General features: G+C 69.2%; 23 protein-coding genes. 7 read left to right on the top strand and 16 right to left on the bottom strand.

Annotation, left to right across the window (positions count from 1 at the left end; all coding sequences use genetic code 11):
- Positions 1-118: 118 nt before the first annotated feature.
- From ACSC1Q_RS20210 to ACSC1Q_RS20195, 4 genes are all read right to left on the bottom strand, one after another.
- A complete protein-coding gene (locus ACSC1Q_RS20210; protein WP_436760248.1) occupies positions 119-895 on the bottom strand; it encodes a DUF305 domain-containing protein in 777 nt (258 codons plus the stop codon).
- 87 nt (positions 896-982) lie between these two features.
- A complete protein-coding gene (locus ACSC1Q_RS20205; RefSeq protein ID WP_436760247.1) occupies positions 983-1,858 on the bottom strand; it encodes a lytic polysaccharide monooxygenase auxiliary activity family 9 protein in 876 nt (291 codons plus the stop codon).
- A gap of 120 nt (positions 1,859-1,978) precedes the next feature.
- On the bottom strand, positions 1,979-2,890 hold the full coding sequence (locus ACSC1Q_RS20200) for an NADP-dependent oxidoreductase (protein WP_436760246.1): 912 nt from the start codon (positions 2,888-2,890) through the stop codon (positions 1,979-1,981).
- 152 nt (positions 2,891-3,042) lie between these two features.
- Positions 3,043-3,597 (bottom strand): CGNR zinc finger domain-containing protein, encoded by a 555-nt coding sequence (locus ACSC1Q_RS20195; protein WP_436760245.1) that lies wholly within the window; start codon positions 3,595-3,597, stop codon positions 3,043-3,045.
- Between the two features lie 94 nt (positions 3,598-3,691).
- Here ACSC1Q_RS20195 and ACSC1Q_RS20190 point away from each other — a divergent pair, with 94 nt between their 5' ends.
- Positions 3,692-5,002, top strand: coding sequence for an MFS transporter (locus ACSC1Q_RS20190; protein WP_436760244.1), 1,311 nt, complete (start codon positions 3,692-3,694; stop codon positions 5,000-5,002).
- Positions 5,003-5,164: 162 nt separating this feature from the next.
- Here ACSC1Q_RS20190 and ACSC1Q_RS20185 read toward each other — a convergent pair whose 3' ends face one another.
- Positions 5,165-6,316, bottom strand: a complete 1,152-nt coding sequence (locus ACSC1Q_RS20185) for a sugar phosphate isomerase/epimerase family protein (protein WP_436760243.1) — start codon at positions 6,314-6,316, stop codon at positions 5,165-5,167.
- 522 nt (positions 6,317-6,838) lie between these two features.
- Here ACSC1Q_RS20185 and ACSC1Q_RS20180 point away from each other — a divergent pair.
- The gene (locus ACSC1Q_RS20180) at positions 6,839-8,083 is read left to right on the top strand and encodes an ROK family protein (protein WP_436760242.1); all 1,245 of its coding nucleotides are present in this window, start codon (positions 6,839-6,841) and stop codon (positions 8,081-8,083) included.
- A gap of 51 nt (positions 8,084-8,134) precedes the next feature.
- On the opposite strand, the gene ACSC1Q_RS20175 is transcribed toward ACSC1Q_RS20180, so the two are convergent.
- From ACSC1Q_RS20175 to ACSC1Q_RS20160, 4 genes are all read right to left on the bottom strand, one after another.
- Positions 8,135-8,761, bottom strand: a complete 627-nt coding sequence (locus ACSC1Q_RS20175; RefSeq protein ID WP_436760241.1) for a dihydrofolate reductase family protein — start codon at positions 8,759-8,761, stop codon at positions 8,135-8,137.
- Positions 8,758-9,234 (bottom strand): SRPBCC domain-containing protein, encoded by a 477-nt coding sequence (locus ACSC1Q_RS20170; RefSeq protein WP_436760240.1) that lies wholly within the window; start codon positions 9,232-9,234, stop codon positions 8,758-8,760. Before ACSC1Q_RS20170 ends, ACSC1Q_RS20175 begins: the two co-directional genes overlap by 4 nt.
- A complete protein-coding gene (locus ACSC1Q_RS20165) occupies positions 9,231-9,569 on the bottom strand; it encodes an ArsR/SmtB family transcription factor (RefSeq protein ID WP_436760239.1) in 339 nt (112 codons plus the stop codon). Before ACSC1Q_RS20165 ends, ACSC1Q_RS20170 begins: the two co-directional genes overlap by 4 nt.
- 293 nt (positions 9,570-9,862) lie before the next feature.
- Positions 9,863-10,666 (bottom strand): phosphotransferase, encoded by an 804-nt coding sequence (locus ACSC1Q_RS20160; protein WP_436760238.1) that lies wholly within the window; start codon positions 10,664-10,666, stop codon positions 9,863-9,865.
- 112 nt (positions 10,667-10,778) lie between these two features.
- On the opposite strand from ACSC1Q_RS20160, the gene ACSC1Q_RS20155 reads away from it, so the two are divergent.
- Together ACSC1Q_RS20155 and ACSC1Q_RS20150 are read left to right on the top strand one after the other, a co-directional pair.
- On the top strand, positions 10,779-11,021 hold the full coding sequence (locus ACSC1Q_RS20155) for a histidine phosphatase family protein (protein ID WP_436760237.1): 243 nt from the start codon (positions 10,779-10,781) through the stop codon (positions 11,019-11,021).
- A 111-nt stretch (positions 11,022-11,132) separates the two neighbouring features.
- Entirely contained in the window at positions 11,133-11,822 is a 690-nt protein-coding gene (locus ACSC1Q_RS20150; protein WP_436760236.1) for a ribonuclease FAU-1 family protein, read from the top strand.
- A gap of 239 nt (positions 11,823-12,061) precedes the next feature.
- On the opposite strand, the gene ACSC1Q_RS20145 is transcribed toward ACSC1Q_RS20150, so the two are convergent.
- The 3 genes from ACSC1Q_RS20145 to ACSC1Q_RS20135 all read right to left on the bottom strand — a co-directional run bounded on the left by ACSC1Q_RS20145 (position 12,062) and on the right by ACSC1Q_RS20135 (position 13,835).
- Positions 12,062-12,349, bottom strand: coding sequence for a class I SAM-dependent methyltransferase (locus tag ACSC1Q_RS20145; RefSeq protein WP_436760235.1), 288 nt, complete (start codon positions 12,347-12,349; stop codon positions 12,062-12,064).
- A gap of 107 nt (positions 12,350-12,456) precedes the next feature.
- Entirely contained in the window at positions 12,457-13,665 is a 1,209-nt protein-coding gene (gene fabV / locus ACSC1Q_RS20140) for an enoyl-[acyl-carrier-protein] reductase FabV (RefSeq protein WP_436760234.1), read from the bottom strand.
- Between the two features lie 8 nt (positions 13,666-13,673).
- Positions 13,674-13,835 carry a phosphopantetheine-binding protein gene (locus ACSC1Q_RS20135; RefSeq protein WP_436760272.1) on the bottom strand — a complete coding sequence of 54 codons (162 nt, stop codon included), beginning with the start codon at positions 13,833-13,835 and terminating at the stop codon, positions 13,674-13,676.
- 412 nt (positions 13,836-14,247) lie between these two features.
- Here ACSC1Q_RS20135 and cyaB point away from each other — a divergent pair, with 412 nt between their 5' ends.
- Positions 14,248-14,802, top strand: coding sequence for a class IV adenylate cyclase (gene cyaB, locus ACSC1Q_RS20130; RefSeq protein ID WP_436760233.1), 555 nt, complete (start codon positions 14,248-14,250; stop codon positions 14,800-14,802).
- A gap of 91 nt (positions 14,803-14,893) precedes the next feature.
- Here the strand turns inward: cyaB and ACSC1Q_RS20125 are convergent, their stop codons facing one another.
- The 4 genes from ACSC1Q_RS20125 to ACSC1Q_RS20110 form a co-directional block, all read right to left on the bottom strand.
- Positions 14,894-15,748 carry a radical SAM protein gene (locus tag ACSC1Q_RS20125; RefSeq protein ID WP_436760232.1) on the bottom strand — a complete coding sequence of 285 codons (855 nt, stop codon included), beginning with the start codon at positions 15,746-15,748 and terminating at the stop codon, positions 14,894-14,896.
- Positions 15,749-15,881: 133 nt separating this feature from the next.
- Positions 15,882-16,019, bottom strand: coding sequence for a hypothetical protein (locus ACSC1Q_RS20120; protein WP_436760231.1), 138 nt, complete (start codon positions 16,017-16,019; stop codon positions 15,882-15,884).
- A 5-nt stretch (positions 16,020-16,024) separates the two neighbouring features.
- Positions 16,025-16,654 carry a hypothetical protein gene (locus ACSC1Q_RS20115; RefSeq protein ID WP_436760230.1) on the bottom strand — a complete coding sequence of 210 codons (630 nt, stop codon included), beginning with the start codon at positions 16,652-16,654 and terminating at the stop codon, positions 16,025-16,027.
- Entirely contained in the window at positions 16,651-17,049 is a 399-nt protein-coding gene (locus tag ACSC1Q_RS20110) for a hypothetical protein (RefSeq protein ID WP_436760229.1), read from the bottom strand. Before ACSC1Q_RS20110 ends, ACSC1Q_RS20115 begins: the two co-directional genes overlap by 4 nt.
- Positions 17,050-17,244: 195 nt before the next feature.
- Here ACSC1Q_RS20110 and ACSC1Q_RS20105 point away from each other — a divergent pair, with 195 nt between their 5' ends.
- Both ACSC1Q_RS20105 and ACSC1Q_RS20100 read left to right on the top strand, forming a co-directional pair.
- Positions 17,245-18,567 carry a helix-turn-helix domain-containing protein gene (locus tag ACSC1Q_RS20105; RefSeq protein WP_436760228.1) on the top strand — a complete coding sequence of 441 codons (1,323 nt, stop codon included), beginning with the start codon at positions 17,245-17,247 and terminating at the stop codon, positions 18,565-18,567.
- The gene (locus ACSC1Q_RS20100) at positions 18,564-19,103 is read left to right on the top strand and encodes a GNAT family N-acetyltransferase (protein WP_436760227.1); all 540 of its coding nucleotides are present in this window, start codon (positions 18,564-18,566) and stop codon (positions 19,101-19,103) included. The genes ACSC1Q_RS20105 and ACSC1Q_RS20100 overlap by 4 nt, the downstream gene beginning before the upstream one ends.
- Positions 19,104-19,129: the final 26 nt, after the last annotated feature.

Genomic DNA, 19,129 nt, shown 5'->3' with positions numbered 1-19,129 from the left:
GGTCCTCGCTGGTCCTCGCTGGTCCTCGCTGGTCCGCGCAGGTTCACGCAGGTTCACGCAGGTCCTCGTCACGGGTCCGCACCGACCCCTACCGGTCCCCGCGGGCCCGCGCCGATCCTCACTGGCCGCGCAGGGCCAGCATCTGCGCGATCTGCGCCGTACGCGAGACGTCGACGCGCTTCGCCATCTTCGTGACCTCGGGGTGCAGCCCGGTCGCGACCTCCACCTTGGCCATCTGGGTGGCGTCGTCCTGCTGGGCGATCAGCATGTCGAGGAACCGCCGCTCGAACTCGGCCGGTGGGGCGGAGATCAGCGCCGCCATCTCCTCCTCGCTCACCCCCGGCATCCCGCCGTGGGCGGCGTGCTCATCGTCCTTCGCGGTCGCGGGCTGCCCCCAGGCGGTCAGCAGGCCGGACATCGAGGCGGACTCGCGTTCCTGGGTCACGCCGATCGCCTCGGCGAGTTCCTTGACCTCGGGGCGGACCGGCCGCTCGCGCACCAGCCGCACCAGCCGTACCACCTGGGTGTTGTGGGGCACCATCATCTGCAGGAACATCACGTCGGGGGGGTTGAAGGCGACCCCCGCGGCGGTCCCCGTCGGCGGGGCGGGCGAGGGGCTGGGCAGTCCCGCGCCGGCGCCGTGCGCCGAGTGGTCGGAACCGTGGCCACCCTGCCCGGAACCCTCTTCCGGATCCTGCCCCGATCCGCCGTGCGCTCCGTGATCGGTGCTCTGGGGGGAGGCGGAGGACGTCGGCTGGACGGGGGCGCCGGCGACCCCGTGCGCTTTATGCCCGGCCGGACCCCCGCGGAGTTCCTGGATGCTGTCCGCACCGCAGCCGGAGAGCAGGAGGATTCCCAGGGCGACCGCCGGGACCACCGGAACCGCACGCTTCATGACGAACTCCTCGATTCTCGGGAGGTTCTCGGGAGACAACGGGCCCGGCCGGGGTGGCGGCGGCCACCCCGGCCGGATCTCACCGGGTCAGAGGCGTCGCCACAGGGCCGGGACGTTCGGCGGCTCCCAGCCGGCCAGCGCGGTGTGCGCCTGCAGGCACTGGTAGGTCGCGCCGCCGTAGGTCACCGTGGCGCCCACCGCGTAGGCGGTGCCCGCCCTCCAGGTGCCGCCCGGCTGGCTCGTCGGGGTCGGGGTGGGCGTCGGGGTCGGCGTCGGGTTCACCGTCGGCGTCACCGTCGGGGTGGGGGTCGGCTGGGGGTTGGGGTTGCCACCGCCGAAGTTCACGTCGGAACAGGTGTAGAAGGCCTCCGTGCTGCCCACGATGCGCTGCCAGATCGAGAAGATGAGCTGGCGGCCGCTCCGCTGCGGGAGGTTGATCGTCCAGTTGGTGAACTGGGTGGGGTTCTGGTTGTTGAACGTCCTGATGTGCTCCAGGTCCGACCAGCGCAGCGGCTGGCTGGGGTTCCAGCTCTGCTTGGTGATGTAGAACTCGAAGTTGCTGTTCGCGTGTGGCGCGGTCGCGTGGTAGGTGACCGTGAGCGGTCCCGGGGAGACCGAGGTGGCGGGCCAGTCGTTCCTGGTGAGGTTGAGCCCGCGATACTTGTCACGCCCGGCGCCGCACAGCTGGCCGTCGGGGATGATCTGGCGGTGGTTGCCGCCGGCCTCCAGCCGGGACACCTCGTGCCAGTCGTAGAACGCCTGGGTGCCTCCGGCCGCGACGGCCGCCTTGCACGCTTCCGACTTGGGGGTCTCCGGGCCTTCGTTCTTGCAGACATAGGCCCGGCTGGGCGGGTTCGACATGGACCCGTGGGCGACCGCCGCGGTGGACGGCAGCAGGGCGAGCAGGGACCCTACGCTGATCGCGGCGGCCGTACCGGTGGCCAGCTTGTGTCGCAGATGCACGTGGACTCCTCCTGGAGCGATAAATGGGAGGCAGGACTGTCCAACGAGCCGACGGATAGCACGTTATTAACAAGAAACCTTACTAAGAATTCCGGTCATATGACCAGTGATACGGCCATATCAGTCCATGACCAGCACGACCTTGCCCCGCCCGTGCCCGGTGGCGACCTCGCGGTGGGCGTCCGCGGCCCGCTCCAGCGGGTAGGTCCGGCGCACCGGGAAGACGAGCCCGCCCTCGGCGTACAGGGCGGCGAGCTCGGCGAGGCGGGAGGCCAGCCGCACCCCCTGGGTCCGCTGTATCCCCAGCTCGGCGACCCTGCCGTGCTCGACGAGCGTGAGGATACGCTCGGGCTTCACCAGTTCCAGGGAGACCTCCAGCGCCTCGCCGCCCGCGCCGTCCAGGACCAGGTCCACCCCGCCGGGGGCGAGGGCTCGGACCCGCTCCAGCAGGCCCTCGCCGTACGTGACGGGGATCGCGCCGAGCTCGCGCAGGTAGTCGTGGTTCTCCTCGCGGGCCGTGCCGATCACCGTGGCCGCCCCCCAGAGCCGGGCGAGCTGGACCGCCGCGGTGCCGACCGAACCCGCGGCGGCGTGGACCAGGACCGTGTCCCCCTCCCCCACCCCGAGCTGCCGCAGCGCGATGTGGGCGGTCTGGGTCCCGGCGCTGAAACCGCCCGCCACGTCCCAGGGCATGTTCGCGGGCTTGGGCGTGACGTTCTCCGCGGGCACGACCACGTACTCGGCGTAGGCGTTCAGCAGGTTGAAGCCGAGGACCTCGGCGCCGACGGAAAGCTCGCTCACCCCCGCGCCCACCTGGTCGACCACCCCGGCGAACTCGTTGCCCGGCACCCGCGGCAGCTCACCGTCGATCCCCTCGGGGGTCCACCCCGCCCGGATCGCCAGGTCGAACGGCTGCACGCCCGCGGCCCTGATCCGCACCCGCACCTGCCCCTCGCCCGCCTCGGGCGTCGGAAGGTCCGCCGTCCGCAACACCTCGGGCCCGCCGAACTCGAAAAAAGCCGCTGCCTTCACAGGATTCCCCTTCACTCGTGTACGCCTCGCTCACGTGTACACCTCACTCGCGTACGCCTCGCTTGTGTACGCCGCCGCCCAGCCTGCGGCCTCAAGCACGGTTGAGGTCAACTCACGCGCCTGTCGTACGGCGCCGGAGCGCGGCGGGGGTCTCAGGACGACGTACGGGCCACGTAGTAGCGCCGGGCCTTGTCGCGGCTGCCGCAGGTGGTCATGCTGCACCACCGGCGGCGGCCGTTCTTGCTGGTGTCGAGGAAGAGCCACTCGCACGACGGGCACGCGTGGATCCGCTCCAGCGGCCCGTGGGCGAGCAGGTCGACGGCGGAGGCGGCGACCTCCCTGAGCAGCGTTTCGACGGTTCGCGGGGCGGGCCACGCGAAGCGGAAGCGGCCTTCCTCGTGCTCGAACCGGGCGTGGGCGAGGCCGCCGGCGTACGCGGCGGTGAGGGCGTCGAGATCGGCGCGCGGCGGGTCGTCCCCGTCGGTCAGCGGCCGGAACACCCGGAACACCGTCTCGCGCAGGTCGCGGGCCTCGGGCAGGGCGGCGGCGAGGCCCGCCCGCCGCTCGACCGGACGGCCGGCCGCGCGCGCCCAGGTCACCGTCTCCTCGGGGGTGGCCAGCCAGTCGCGCCGGGCGACCGGGCGGCTGTTGACCGTGTTGGCGAAGTCCAGGCACAGGGCGTTGCCGACCAGTTCGACGTCGATCATCTATTCATTGTCTCACTGATCAACAGCAGTTGACAGGTGAGGCGGGGTCCAGCACGCTATGACCACTAAAATGGCTTTGAAAGGTGAGAATGGCATGCGCGTCCTCCCCGTCTCGCTGGGCCGGTCGTTCAACGGGCTGTGGTTCGGCACCGGCACAGCCAACCTGGGCGACGGCATGATCCTGTTCGCGCTCCCGCTGCTCGCCCTGGCGTCCGGCGCCTCACCCGGCGGGGTCGCGGCCGTGACGACGGCGCTGACGCTGGCCTGGCCGGTCTTCGGGCTGCACGCCGGATGGATCGTGGACCGCGCCGACCGACGGCTGCTGCTGGGCGGTGTCAACCTCGTCCGGGCGCTGGTGCTGACCGGTCTCACCGCCGGCCACCTCGCCGGCGCGCTCTCGCTGCCGGTGATCCTGGTCGCCGCGGTGCTGCTCGGCGTGGCCGAGACACTCGCCGACACGGCGCTGACCTCGACCGTTCCCATGCTCGTCGAGCCCGCCGGCCGTAACAGGGCGAACGCGCGGCTGGAGGCGACCATCAACGTCACCAACCAGCTGGCGGGCCCGCCGCTCGCGGGCCTCCTGGCCGGGCTCACCCTGGCCCTGGCCACCGGCACCGGCGCGGCCCTCTACGCCTTGGCGGTCGCCGGGCTCGCCATGATGACGCTCCCCCGCACGCCGATGGAGACGGCCGAGGTGACGCCCCGCCGTACGCCGGTGGAGACGGCCGAGGTGACGCTTCCCCGTACGCCGGCGGGAACGCGGTCCGCCGGGGGCGGTGAGGTGGTCGCCGGGTTCCGCTTCCTGTGGCGGCAGCCGGTGGTGCGGACGCTCACCCTCTTCACCGCCGCGATGAACGTGGTCTGGGCGGTCCCGACGGCGCTGATGGTCGTGCACGCCGTCAGCCCCGGCCCGCTCGGGCTCACCGCGGCGCAGTACGGCCTGCTGATGACGGCGATGGCCGTCGGCGGGCTGCTCGCGTCGATGGTGGTCGAGCCGCTGCGCCGCCGGTTCGGGGTGGCCACGCTGCTCGTCGCCGACGCCGTCGGCACCGTCCTGCTGGTGGCGCCCGTCGCCCTGGACGCGAACGCGTGGCTGGTGTCCGCGGGCATGGTGGTCGCGGGCGCGGGTTCGAGCGTCTGGCGGATCCTGGTGGCCACCCTCCGGCAGAACCTGACGCCGCCGGACCTGCTGGGCCGCGTCTACGCCGCGTCGCGGGTGCTCAGCTGGGGCGTCATCCCGGCCGGCGCCGCGCTGGCCGGTATCGGGGCCGAGGTGTGGGACGTGCGGACGGTGTTCGCCGTCGCCACCGGGCTCGCGCTCGTCACCCTGGCCGCCTTCGTGCCGTTCGCCCTGCGCGCCGACCTGTCGGCGGACGCCCGGCCGGCCGCGGACCGCCTCGCCTGAGCGGTTCTCTTCGCGGGAGGGGACCGCTCCGAAGGGGACGGGGCATCGCTCCGTCTCCGGCCACCACGCTCGCCGGTTTCACGGCGGTCCGCGTGATGGCCGGGCGGGCCGGGCCGGCCGGGCGGATTCCGGGCCCGCCGGGAAGCGGGCCCGGTCGCCGGGTCACTCCGTGGTGAGGGCGGACAGGTTGTTGTAGCTGATCCGGGCGAACTCCAGTGACTGGCCCGGGTTCGCCGTACCACCCGGAGCGGTGTCCTGCTCGTACATCGGGTAGTGGTGCTGGCTGACCAGACCCCGGAAGAACGTCGTGTAGTCGATGTCGCCCGTACCGAAGGGCACCATGTCGTAGCCGTTGGCGGTCGCGGGGTTGAGCCTCCCGTCCTTGGCGTGGAACAGCGGGTACCGGCCCTCCTGCGCCTGGACGAGAGCGAGCGGGTTGAAGATGTTGGTCTGGACGGAGCCGTCGGGGGCGGTGTAGGTCCGGTGCTTGTACTGGGCGACGTGCGCCCAGTAGATGTCCATCTCCAGGTTCACGAACTTGGGGTCGGTGATGCCTAGGAAGTACTCCAGCTTCCGGATCCCCGAGGAGCGCGTCGGACGGCCCTGGACGTCCAGCGGCCCGCTGTCGAGGAGGAAGTTGTAGGCGGCGTCGTGGTTGTGGGTGTACAGCTTGACGTAGCCGGAGTTCCGGGCGATCTCCCCGAGGGTGTTCCACTTCTCGGCGGCGATGTCCCAGTCGGCCTTGTAGTTGCTGCCCGTGGGGTCGTTGCCGGTGCCGATGTGGTCCATGCCGAGGATGTTGGCGATCTCCAGGCTGGTCCTGAACCGGTCGAGGTCGGCCTGGGTCAGCGGCCAGGACCCCGGGATGAACCCGTGGTTGCCCTCGGCCCGCAGCCCGTACTCGTCCAGCCACGAGCGCAGCAGCGTCGCCCCGGCGACGTTGTCGAGGTTCGCCCCGCCCTCGGCGTTGGCGTTCTGCGAGAAACCGGCGAACTCGATGCGCTCGTAGCCGATTTCGCTGAGCGCCTTGAGCACCTCCTTGAACCCCGACGGCAGGGTCGTCGTGTTGGGGTCGCGGGAGATGGCGTCGCGGACGGTGTAGAGGATGATGCCGCGCTTGCTGTCGCGGATCAGGGGGGAGCCCAGGGCGGAGGCCGAGACGGCGGCCGAAGCCCTGCCCGGCAGCGCGGTGATGGCCGCCGCCGCGGCCATGCCCGTGGTCGCCGCGAACAACTGCCGACGGGTCAGTCCCAGCTTGCGCCCGAGGGCACCGCCTTCGACCTGGTCGTCATCGAGAGCATGGAAAGTATTCACACATATCCGTTCGGGGGGAAGACGCGTGCGCTGACCGACGTCGCAACGAAAAATGAGGTACCCGGGAGGCTTCAGCGTGCCACCGGTGCCGGCCGGCGACAGTGGGGGCTTTTGACGGGCCACCGCCGCATATCCTGCACCGTCAGTCATTGTGAACGCCGGAACGTCACTTCGTCAATGAAAGTATGAGTCTGTCCGACATCAACCTCTCTGCGAAGCTCAAACTTTTGCAGGTGAACCAAAAAAGATGGCCGCTGAGCAGCGGAAATCGGACATCGAGGGCGCCAACCCGGCCCGCCCGGCTCCAATGAACGGCCGGCGGCGAGGGCGGAGGACGTACGAGGGGTGGCTTACCCCCTCGATCGGCGCGGGCACATCCTCCACCACCTCGGCGGCTTCGGTATTTCGCTCAGCGCCACCACTTATGTAGATCGTCGGCAAATGTCATGGGTTGACGGGAAAAAGTCTGCTGGCTAGCTTCATGACACGGGGCAGACGAAGCAGTTGACGGGGAAGGCCGCGATGGAACGGGGTAGTGGAGATACCGGGCATGTCGTCAGAGCGCTGCGAGGTGCCGGTCCGCTGACGCGACAGGACCTGATGGCGCACACCGGCCTCACCCGCGCCCAGGTGGACCAGAGGCTGGAGCAGTTGCGCCAGCTGGACCTGGTGGAGGACGGATCGGGCTCGGTCGTCACCGGAGGACGGCGCGCACGCGTGATATCGCTGCGCAGGCGGGCGGGTTACGTCCTGTCGGTGGCGCTGGGCGCGAGCGGGGTCACCGTGGCCGCCGTCGACCTGTCGGGCGCCATCATCGACGACCAGTCACAGCCGATCGACATCGCGGCCGGGCCTCACGACGTGCTGGGGACGTGCGTCGAACTGTGCCAGCGGGTCCTGGACGAGGTCGGCGGCCGCCCGTGGGCGGTCGGCGTCACCGTCCCCGGCCCGGTGGACCTCGATCGCGGGATCGTGGTGTCCCCGCCGATCATGCCCGGCTGGGACCAGTTCCCGATCCGCGACTGGCTGGGCGACAAGCTCGGCCTGGCCGCCTGGCTCGGCAACGACGCCAACGCCACCGCGCTCGGCGAGTACCGCTACGGCGCCGGCAAGGGCCACCGCAACATGGTCTACGTGAAGCTGGGCAGCGGGATCGGCTCGGGCATCATCATGGGCGGCGTCCTCCAGCACGGGGACGGGGGCTGCGCCGGCGACGTGGGTCATCTTCCGGTGCCGGGCCAGACGCGGCCCTGCCGGTGCGGCAACATCGGCTGCCTGGAGGCCGTCGCCGGCGGATTCGCCCTCGCCCGGGTGGCCGAGGAGATCGCCGACAGCGGGCGCAGCGGCGTGCTGACGGCGATGCGGGAGAACGGGCCGCTCAACGCCGCCGCGCTGGCACGCGCCGCCGAGTACGGCGACAACGAGGCGCTGGAGGTCCTGCAGCTGGCCGGGGCCCAGATCGGCGAGGTCCTCGCCTTCGTCGTCAGCCTGCTGAACCCCTCCCAGCTGGTCATCGGCGGTGGCCTGTCCCACTCCGGCGACGTGCTGCTGTCGTCGGTCCGCAAGAGCCTCTACGCCCGGGCCCTGCCGCTGGCCAGCCGCGACCTGCTCGTCCGCAGGGCCGCGCTCGGCGAGGCCGGTGGCGTCCAGGGCACCGCGGAACTGCTCTACGAGCGGCTTTTCTCGCCGCTCGTCCTCGAACAGTGGAGCAGGACGGGAAGCCTGTCGGGCAACCCCGACCTGACCCTGGAGCCGCCGTTCCTCTGACGCGTCCGGTTTCGGCCCGCGCGTTTCGGCCAGCGCGTTTCGGCCGGCGCGCTAGACGAAGGCCGTGACGCCCTCGTACTCCGCCACCGGGGCGGCGCCGACGGTCTCGTACTCAAGCAGCAGCAGGCCGTTCGCCGTCACCTCGTGGTGGACGAGCCGGAGGCCGGCGGGGCCGCCCGGGTGGTCGAGCAGCCGCCGCCCGGAGCCGATCACGGCCGGGGCGACGACGAGCCGGAGCGCGTCGACGAGGCCCGCCGCCAGCAGGGCGTTGCCGAGCCGCGCGCTCCCGTGGATCTGGAGTTCCCGTCCCGGCCGCGCCTTGAGTTCCCCGACGGTCCGGATCGGGTCACCGCGCAGCACGGTCGTCGGATGCCAGCTCCCCTCGGTGAGGGTGTTGGTCACCACGTACTTCGGCAGTGAGTTCATCCGCGTGGTGTACGGGTCGTCCGGGTCGGTGATCCGCGGCCAGTCCCGGGCGAACGCCTCGTAGGTACGCCGCCCGAACAGCAGGCCGTCGGCGAGGTCGAGCCAGCCGGAGGTACGCCGTACGAAGAGCTCGTCCAGGTGGGGCACGAGCCAGCCGCCCCAGGTGAAACCGTCGCTCGTGTCCTCGTCCGGCGAGCCGGGCCCCTGGCTGACCCCGTCGAGGGTGACGAACTCGGTGAGAGTGATCTTCATCGTGCGACCCGGTTCTCCACGAACACGGCGAGCTGCTTGGTGACCGAGCCCCAGCCGTCGAGGAAGCCGAGTTCCTCGTGGTGGGCGCGGGCGGCGGGATCGCCGTGCCGGACGACGATCCGGTAGTCCGTGCCGTCCGGATGGTCGCTCAGCGTGATCTCGGCCGTCATGCGCACCGGCGCGGGATCCGCGGGACGCCAGGCGCTGTCGATCGCGTTCGTGAACACGATCCGTTCGAGCTCGTCGACGGCGAGGAAGCTCGCGTCCATGTGCGGGACGAAGTCCACCCCGTCGTCGCTCAGCCGCGTCACGAGCGCGCCGCCCGGCCGGACGTCGAGGTGGTCGACGCGGCACACGGTCGGTGCCGGGACCCACCACTGCCCGAAGAGGGACGGGTCGGTCCACGCGCTCCACACGGCGGCGCGGGGCGCTCGGATGACCCGCCGCAGGGTCAGGTCGAGGTCGGGGTTCATGGGTGGTTCTCTTTCGGGTCGGTGAGGAGGTGTTCGAGCCGGTCGGTGCGCTCTTCCCAGACCTGGCGCTGCTCCGCGAGCCAGTCGTCGAGGAGATCGAGACGGTCGCGGTTGAGCACGCAGGTGCGCACCCGGCCGAGCTTGACCGTACGGATCAGGCCGTTCGTCTCAAGCGTCCGCACGTGCTTCATGAAGGAGGGAAGGGTCATCGGGAACTCGCGGGCGAGATCGCCCACGCTCGTCGGGCCGCGGCCGAGGCGCCGGATGACGCCGCGCCGCGTCGGGTCGGCGAGGGCGACGAACACACCGTCGAGCTCGGCCGAATACTGTGCCATGCGGCTAAGTATTGCCCGCCCGCAACACTTAGCGCAAGGGCTAAGTGTTGCGGGCGCCCCAGGTGGAAGGCCGTGGCGCGCCCGGCGGGGGTGGCTACCTGCTCCAGGCCGGGGCACACGGTGTCCTTCGCCGAGACGGCCTCCGTCTTGTCGCCCGCGCCCTGGTGAAATCACACGGCGGTCGGAGCGTACGAATGCACGAGGATGAATTGCGGGCTGTCGGTCACCTGGTCTCGCGGTCGCCTTGAAGGAAGCCCGTGGGACGAGGACGACGACCGCTCTCGTCCGTGCCTCTACAACGCCCGCTCGAACCCCGGCAGCAGTTCCTCCAGAAACCGCAGCTCGGTCGCGAAGAACTCCAGCGACACGGCGGAGTCCGCCGGGCCGATGGGCCAGTCGGCCACCTGCCCGGCCTGCTCCAGTTTCGCCCTACGCAGCGCCGGCAGGATCGCCAGGCGGTCCGTCAGGCCGTAGGCGTCGACCAGGATCCGCAGCCGGGACGCCAGGTCCGGCAGTGGATCGAACCCCGACTCACGCAGCTGCCCCGGACGGGCGATCGGCAGGAACGCCCAGGCCGCCGCGGCCAGCTCGGTGACCGGCTCCGCCGGCCCGGCCGCGTCCCAGTCGATGAACGCCACCGGCAGACCGCCGCGGTAGACGGTGTTCCACGGGCCCAGGTCGCCGTGCGAGACGATCTGCTTCCGGCCGGGCGGGTGCGGCCGGAACCGGTAGCCGGTCTCGGACGGGACGAACCCACCGACGGCACGGTGCAAGCGGGCCAGCAACCGGCCGACCGCCTCCAAACCCTCCTCACTTCGGGCGCAGGAGGGGAGCCGGGCGCCACGGCCCGGCTCCCACTCCGGATCGGAGGCCACCTCCCCCTCCAGGAAACTCAGCACCTCGGTGTCCCCCTCGGTGCCCAGCACCCGCGGCGCCCCGCCGAACCCGACTGCCTCCAGATGCCGCAACAGCTCGTGCACCGCCGGCGACCACGGCCCCATCGGCCGCCGCACCTCGTGACCACGCCGGACGACCCCGTCGGTCATCCGCCCGCCGGACAGCGGCACGTCGCCGTGCAGGTCTGTGTCCTTGCGCATCGCCCCAGTATCGGGCTCCGGCAGGACCTCGAAAACGCTGTCGGCACCGGTGTCCCAGGCGGGGTGGAAGAAAAGCCAGGAGATGCGTCAGAAGCGGCGTTAGCGTGACGTCATGCCGACAGAGATCGTGTTCGAGACGCATTCGTGGAGCGAGGACAACGACCGGGGGATCGCCACCGGATGGCTGCCCGGCCGCCTGTCCGAGCGGGGACGGCACCTGGCCGGGGAACTGGGCGAGCGACGACGCGAGGACGACCTGGCGGCCGTCTTCACCTCCGACCTCACCCGGGCCGCCCAGGCGCCGACACCAGGCTCGAAGCCCTCGGCGCTCAGCGTCCACCGGGCTGTCCGCTGACTTCCGGGTCTCGTTCACGACATCACCGCAGGCCAAAAGATCTACCGGGCTCCGAAGGCTCGCGTTCTCTTCGGTACTCGACGGCACCTGCCGGCATGGCACCATGCGCCCATGACGCTCCCCCCAGCGACCCGGTTCCCCGACGGCGCCATAGCGATCCGGCGCGACACCTACGACGACAGGGTGTGGACGGCCTCACCCCACCGGGTCATCCACGACACCGGCCACGAACTCGCCCTGGCCTACTGGCCCGGCATCCGGAGTCTCGCCCCGACCACGTGGATCGACTGGCTGCGAACCGGCGACACCGCGTCACGCGACGCGTCGACCACCAACCTCGCCGCACGGCGATGGGAACTGGGTCACTGGACGTGGCGGGACACCATCTGGCTCAGCATCGTCGACGAGCACGCGTTCTTCAGCGTGAACCTGTTCTTCACTCAAGATCACCGCCTGGACCGCTGGTACATCAACTTCCAACGCCCCTACCGGCGCACCCTCAACGGCATCGACACCTTCGACCTGTTCGTCGATCTGGTCGTGAAACCCGACCTGTCGCGGTGGAGCTGGAAGGACGAGGACGAATACGACCATGGCCGAAGAATGGGCATCGTCACCGATGCCGAACACCACGGCGTGCAGGAGGCTCGCGCCGAGGTGGTAGCGATGATCGAGAGCCGCAGCGGGGTGTTCGGCGACGACTGGCCCCACTGGCGGGCCGATCCCTCCTGGCCGGTCCCTGTTCTTCCGGCTGACGCGATGACGGAAGGAGTAGCGAGCACGATTGTGACGACCAACTGAGCCGATCAGCGGGCGCTCGTTCCACCGGCCGTCGGCATAGCCGGTGTTCTGACGCTGAGCCAGGAGCACCTTCCCGTCACGGACCAGGATCAGCATCGCGTCCACAACCGTCCGGTACCGCGTCGTCATGGTGCTCCCCTCTGAGGATTGGCCGGCCTTTCGGCTGGTCACGTTAATGCCGGGGCGGCTTCCTCTCGTTCGGTCGCGCGAAATCCACTCCAGTAACCCTCGGCATCGACTTACCCGGCTCCGGTCCACAAGCCGGTGATGCCGTCTTGGTACTTGCCGTAGAAGGTGTGCAAAGTGGTTCGGAAACCCCACTCCCTCAGCATGCCCTGGCTGATGGGGGTGAGGTGGGTGGGGTCCATGGCCAGGACGTCCCAAACCTCGGGGTTCGGGGTGGTGATGACGACACCGCGGGTGGCGTTGTCCTGGAGCGCCCCAACCAGGCGACCGGGGTCGCGCAGGTGCTCCAGGACCTCCAGGCAGGCGAACCAGTCGAAGGCTCGCGGCGGCTGCCGCGTCATAGCGAGACTTGCACGCTCTGTACGGGGTGCGCGGCCGGTGGATGTACTCCTTACACTGCCGGATGCGGTCGCCTGCGGTCGTCACGTCTCCTCCGGTCGGTCGATCGCTACTCGGCGGGGGTGGGCCAGGGCAGGTCAGGCTCACTCGGCGCGCCATAGTTCGCGCCGGGCACGTCGAAGCCGTACAGGCGGTGCACCTCGGCGGTGAACCAGCCGATGTCAGCCAGGCCGCCGATGGTGTCGGGGGCGACGGCCCCCCACCGCTCGGTTACCTTCTGCTGGATGAGCGGGTCCAACTCCCACCTGTCAAGGCGAATACGCCCCTGGTCGTCGAGGTCGAGCGCCTGGGCGCCGGTGAGCCGGTCCCACAGCTCGACGGACTGCTGAAGCGGGGACCGCATGGCCTCGCCGAGGACGCCGCGCAGGAGGCTGACGTACAGGGCGATGCCGGGGATCGCGGTGGAGGCCTGGGTGACGGCGGCGCCGTTGACCGACGTCATGGCCCGCCCGCCGACCCCGGCCAGGTCGCCGTTCAGCGTGAGCGCGGTCTCCTCCAGGTGGGCCTTGGCGGCGCCGATCGTTCCTTCCCGGTAGATCGGCCCGGTCAGGTGCGAGCCGATGTAGGACAGGGCCACGGTGGTGAACCCCGGACGCGGCAGACCACGGTCGGTCAGGGCGTCGACCCACAGGGCCCAGTCCTCGCCCCCCATGACCTTGATGGTGTCGGCCCGCTCGGTATCGCTACCCGGTTCGACCCAGATCTCCTTCAGCGCCGGTTCGTCTCCGCTGACGTCGAGGGTCTTGGTGCTGTACCCCGCCCCGAGCGGCTGGATCACCGACTGGTGCGTCTGCCCGGTGACGGGATCGACTCGCCGAGGCGCGGCGACACTGTAGATCAGGTAGTCGATGCCGCCGAACCGTTCGGCGAGCAGGTCGAGCACCTGGACCTTGGTGTCGTCGGCGAAGGCGTCGCCGTTGACGAACGACCAGTCGCGACCGGCCTTGGCCGCGAGTTCGGCGGTCGCGATGGTGCGGTACCAGCCCGCGGTGGCCGTACGCCGCTCGGTGGGCGGGCGCTCGAAGCACAGGCCGACACCGTCGAGGCCGTAACGGCGGATCCCGGCGATCGTGGTCGCCATCCCGTATCCGGCACTGGAGCCGATGACCAGGGCGACCGGACGGCGCTCGGCCTTCGTGTCCGGGATCGCGGGAGCGACGCGGTCCCACATGTCGCCGACGATCTTCTCGCATCCGGCGGGGTGGGAGTCGAACAGCAGGAACCCGCGCCCGCGAGGTTCGATGAGTCGTGCCGTCATCATGTGCCTTATCTGGTCGGGCCCGCGAGCGGGTCGGAGCCCGCGAGGCGCTGAATGATCCTGATGAGGTCGCCGACCGTGTTGGCCTGGCCGGTGTCCTCATCCGGGATGGTCACCTGGAACCGCTTTTCGAGGTCTCGAATCAGCTCCAGCAGCGAGAGGCTATCGATGCCCAGGTCATTCCACAGGTCCAGACCCGGATGGGCGCAGTCGCGTGGCGCGCGCTTCTACGGTGAGCTGCAGCCCGACATATCGACGCGAAGGTAGTCGCGATGGATCTGTACTTTAACCAGCACTGCGGCCACCCGCACAACCGCTCGGACGAGACGCTCCGCAGCCTTTTCAGTCACGACAGGAGGTGATCTGGCCAGCGCCCGACCTGCCGCACTCAGAACAGTTGCAGAGCCTCCTCGGTGTCGTTGCCGAGCGGTGGGCCGGCCACTTTTCAAAGTCAGGTGGCCGTGCGGATGTTCTACCTCCCAACGTGTCAACAAGGCGCGGCCAGTTGCGATGTTCCTCGCATGGGGGCTGTGGCACTCCCGGTAGGCTCCCCGAGTTGCAGCAGAGACCAGGGAGGTCGTCGTGACGCGCGAGGTGCAGGAGATCGAGGTCAAGTACCAGATAGGTGACCTGGCGGCGCTGGAGGACGCTCTCGCTCGGCGAGGGGCTCTGCTGTCGGCCCCCGTGCACCAGGACGATCAGGCGTACGCCGAGGACGGGTGGAGCTACGCCGACCCCAGGGTCGGCAGATCGTTCGCCCGGCTGCGCACCCAGCAGGGTCGACACCTGTTCACCGTGAAGCGGCCCGTCGACAACGCGATGGCGTGCCTGGAGCACGAGACGACCGTCACCGACCGCGAGCAGATGCACCACGCCATCACGCTCATGGGGTTCCATCCCACGGTCCGCATCGTGAAGACCCGGCGCACCGCGACGCTGAGGGACATGACGATCTGCGTCGATGAGGTGGAACACGCCGGAGCCTTCGTCGAGATCGAGCGCACCGTGCACGAGCAGGAGTCCGGCATCGCCGTTCAGGAGGAGCTCGACGGCTTCGCACAGTCGCTCGGTGTCGCCTTGAAGCGCACAACAGACACCTACGACTCGCTGGTGCGCGCCGCACTGGCTCCGGCCTAGAACAGGGGCAGGTCGTCGGACTCGGTCGGGTCACCGCACAGCAGGCCGGCCGCTTTCACGTCTACGGCTAGCTGGACTGCCGCGTGATCAGTCAGGTTCGTCTCACGGGTTTCGTGCAGGTAGGCGCACGAGCGAACGAGAGCGGCCAGGGCAGGGCCGACATGGAAGTAGTCGTAGCGGTACCCGTCGCCGGTCCGGCCAGCGGCTTGGTGTCGTTGGGAAACCGGATGTGCACCACGTCGATGTCGCGCTCGCGGAATTGCTCGGTCACTTCCCGGATCGAGCGCATCTTGTCATCGTTGGCCGCGAGACGGTCCTGACTTCTGACGCCGCGTCCGAACGACGACAGCGGATTCATCAGCACGTACTCGGCGCCGACTTCGACGGCAAACTCGCACAGTGCGGTGAACTCCTCCACGTGGGTGAGCGCGTTCGGGGTGGACAGCAGTCCTTGCAGCAGCCCTGCCTCGGCGAGGGCACGGGTGGTGGCCAGGGTGGTGGCGAAGGAGGCGACAGAGCCGCGGAACTTGCCGTGACTTTCGGGCCGGAACCCATCGAAGCTCACATTGATGTGGACGTTACCGAGGGCGGCCAGCGCGGTGATCTGCTCGGGTGTGGTCTGTGTGGCGTTGGTGCAGATGCCCAGGGGCAGCCCCATGTCGGCGACAGCGCGGCAGATCTCCCTGATGTTCGGGTGGACGAACGGCTCGCCGCCGGTCAGGGTCAGGCGCTCGACCCGGGCACGGCGCAGCCGTGGGAACACCGTGTCGGTGAGGTCCTCCAGCCGCATGTGATCCCCCCAGTCGCCCGAGGAGACGAAACAGTGCACGCAGTGCAGATTGCAGCGTTCGGTGATCTGAACAAGTGCTTTGCGCTCGTTCCCTTCGACGGAGGTCCGGAAGTAGCAGGAGCTGGCGTGGGTGTCGATGATGAGCGGACGCCTCACAGTGATCCCTTTCTCGGGTTCTGTGGACCGGTGAGCCTGCCGGAGGCCGACTCACCGGGCGTACGAAGGACGTCGTATCGAGTCGTATCAAGGGAGAGTGGTGATCACCTTCTCTCAGTGATGGAGTACGTCATCAGGCAACGGCGGCTGGCCCGGCGGAGCCAGTGGCGGCCACGCCAGGTGTTGATGCGGGCGGCGTTGACGCGACGATCGTGAGCGGGATGGTCACGGTTGCGGCGTCGGTGGTCTCCCTGAACGCTTCGATAATCATGTCTCTCAACCTTGAACCGCTGGCTGAAGGTCGTGGACCTGGACGATCAGTTGCGTGGCCAGCGCGTAGGGCAGTGCCGTCTCGTCTTTCAGGCTGATCTCGACGTTGTGCTCCCCCGTGGGAATGGCTCTCCGGCCCGGACCGGGCGTGAACATGTCGGCCAGTACGGCGACGGGCTCGGCGCGGGCGACGGTGCAGACCGTCGAGGAGACACGAAGCTGGGGACAGGTGGCCAGCGCCTCCGGGATACAGGCCCAGCAGGTCGGGGGCGCGCTGGTGAGCCCGCCGGTAGAATCGCCGGAGATCTCGCGGAACGCGGTATCGGTCAGGATCCACGGGACGCGGCTTGTAACGGGGTCGGTCGCCGCTTTCCCGCAGACCTGGCACCGCACTTTCTCCATGCAACGCCACTGACGCAACGTGTTGAGCTTCCGCCACTGCGGCGCCCCTCGGCGGGTGGTCATTACGCGAACGCGTAACACCCCGCGCACCGCATCGCCCCGGCGCGGATCTTCGTAGGTGAGCCGCATCCCGCCGAGCGGGCGGCGCACGAACCGCAGGGGTTGCGGTGCGACCTCGTCCGCGTGGGCGATGACGTAGGGGACACGCAGCTGTGTCGGCACGACGGTTGTCATGGCGCGCCTCCTGGTCGAGCGGCGAGGATCAGGTCCGCGACCTGCTGCGGCTCTCGTACCGTCTGCGGGTCGGGGTCCCCTCGCAGGGACACCAGGTAGCAGCCGGAACGCGTCCCCAGGGTCACCGTGGCCACCCGTCCGGCGTTGCCGTGAACGACCAGCTCGGGGGCGTACAGTTTGGGCTTCCCCAGCGGGATCGGCCGGCCTTCGTCACCGGACAACTTCAGGCCGACGGTGTGAACGGCGTACGAGCGAACCCCGTGGACCTTCAGCAACCGCTGCACGACGGCCAACGCCCTGTCGTGCCTCTCCGCCGTTGCGTCGCCGCACTCCTCGACCACTGTTCTCGACGCATGTGCGGCGGGCAGGCGGGCTCCCTCAGTTTCACCAGCCATCGTGGGCCTCCAGTAGTTCGTTGTCGCTGCCTTTAGTACGGAAAAGACAAAAAGACAAATGCGGCACCGGTTGAACGTAAGAGGTACGTTCGGCATTGCCTTACGTGTCATAGTGGAGGGAAACCCAAAGCTCATCCAGAGATCTGTTTTGGCTAATAGGAGCAGCCAGATTGGCCAATACAGCGGGAGGTCGTCATGCCCCGTCGGCCTGACACGGTTGATCCATCAAAGTCACCGACTGCCCTTTTCGGTGCGTCCCTAAGGCATTGGCGAGAGTTCCACGGAGGCTCTCTCAAAGGCGTCGCGGCGCAGATCAATACCGATTGGTCGGTTCTTGGCCGTTGGGAGCGTGGCGAGCGCCTCGCGCCTATCGAGGCCGTCGAAAGCCTCGACAGGCTTTACCGCGCCGACGGCGCCCTGATCTCTCTGCACGCGCTCGTCCACGCGACCAGAACCGCGGTGGCGCCGCTGGCGGGATCGTCGGACCTGCCTGATCCTGTCGTTATGGACGAAGTACGGAGAAGGCTCCTACTCGGTGCCGCGACAGCAAGTGCATCCGCCCTACTACCGGGACTGGAACAGCTGCGCACCATCGTGGACACACAACTCGGCGGGCCGGATCTGGACGAGTGGGAAGAAATCGCGTGGGAGCACGCTCACGCGGTCATCTCACGGCCTCTGGCCGAGGTGATCCGTGACCTGTCGATGGACCTCCTGAACCTGCAGCGGACGCTGCCGGCCGCGTCCGGCCGCGACGCGGCGGGGTGGGCGCGGGTGAACGCCCGGCTGACGTTCCTTCTAGCCCACACACTCGGGCTGGCCGGTAACACCCGTCAGCCGAGAGACTGGTGGGCCGCAGCCCGTCGGGCCGCAGCCCAGACCGGCGACAACGAGCTCATCGCCGCTGCGAACGCGTGGGAAGCCGTTCAAGCCCTGTACGAAGGTCGGCCTCTGTCCTTGGTGCTGTCGCGTACAGATACCGCTCTCGCCCTCACCGCCAAGCAGCCGGGATGCGCCGCAGCCGAAGCCCTGGGTGCCCGTGCCTACGCGCTGGCTCTCATGGGTGACCACGCCGGTGCGCGCGACAGCATGGAGCGACAGGCTGATGTTTTCACCGCACTTCCCGACACCGTGACTCGCGACAGAATGAGCACCGAGGGATGGTCGGAGTCTCGGCTGTTGCACACCCGATCTCTCGTACAGACCATGACAGGCAACCCAGCCGCGGCCTCCGCCCAGCAGGAGGCACTCGATTCCTATCCACCCAGCCGCGCACGGCAGAGAGCGCAGATCCGCCTGCACCAGGCGGCTTCAGCGGTCCGCGCCGGAGCCGTTGACGACGGGCTCCAAACCGCTGCCTCGATCTTGGAGGGGCTCGGGTCTGAGAATATGACGCGATTTGTGCTGCATGTCGCTCACGGTGTGGCCGACGCCGCGCCTGCGGGACACACGGCACAACGAGCCATTACGGAGTACCGGGAACACCTCGCACTGACGGCAGCGGAGAGGGACACGTGACCGATATCGAATATCAGTACCTGACCGGCGAGGGTGCCGCCGAAGTACTCAGTGACGAGTACGTCCACCTGTACACGGAGAATTACGCCGAACCCCCTTATCTGTCCGGACCGCTCTACAGCCGTGAGCGGTTTCTTGAGCGCACAGGCCGACAGCTGAAGAATGACAGCTTCGCCCTGGTGTCGGCCCGAGACGGGTCGGAGCTTGTGGGATTCTCCTTCGGCCTCGCGTTCGGGACGGATCGGTGGTGGGGAGGGGAGGCCACTCCCGCTCCCGCCGAACTGGCAGGCTCCCCGAGGTTCGCGGTGATCGAGTTGGACGTCCGCAAGGACTACCGGCAGCGTGGCATCGGTCGGCGGCTCCTGGAGACGCTGCTGGCCCAACAGGACGCGCCGTACGCGACGCTGCTGGCCAATCCGGACGCTCCCGCCCACGCCATGTACCAACGCTGGGGGTGGCGGCCGGTGGGCGCCGTACGGTCCGCCCCCGACGCCAGAGCCAGCGACGCCCTGATACTCGACCTGTCCGGGAAGTAGATGAGTCGAATCTACGTGAATCGACC

Source organism: Streptosporangium heterodermiicola, assembly GCF_051390675.1.
GTDB lineage: Bacteria > Actinomycetota > Actinomycetes > Streptosporangiales > Streptosporangiaceae > Streptosporangium.
Note: the sequence above shows the minus strand (reverse complement) of the source record. Positions and strands in the feature narration are given on the sequence as shown.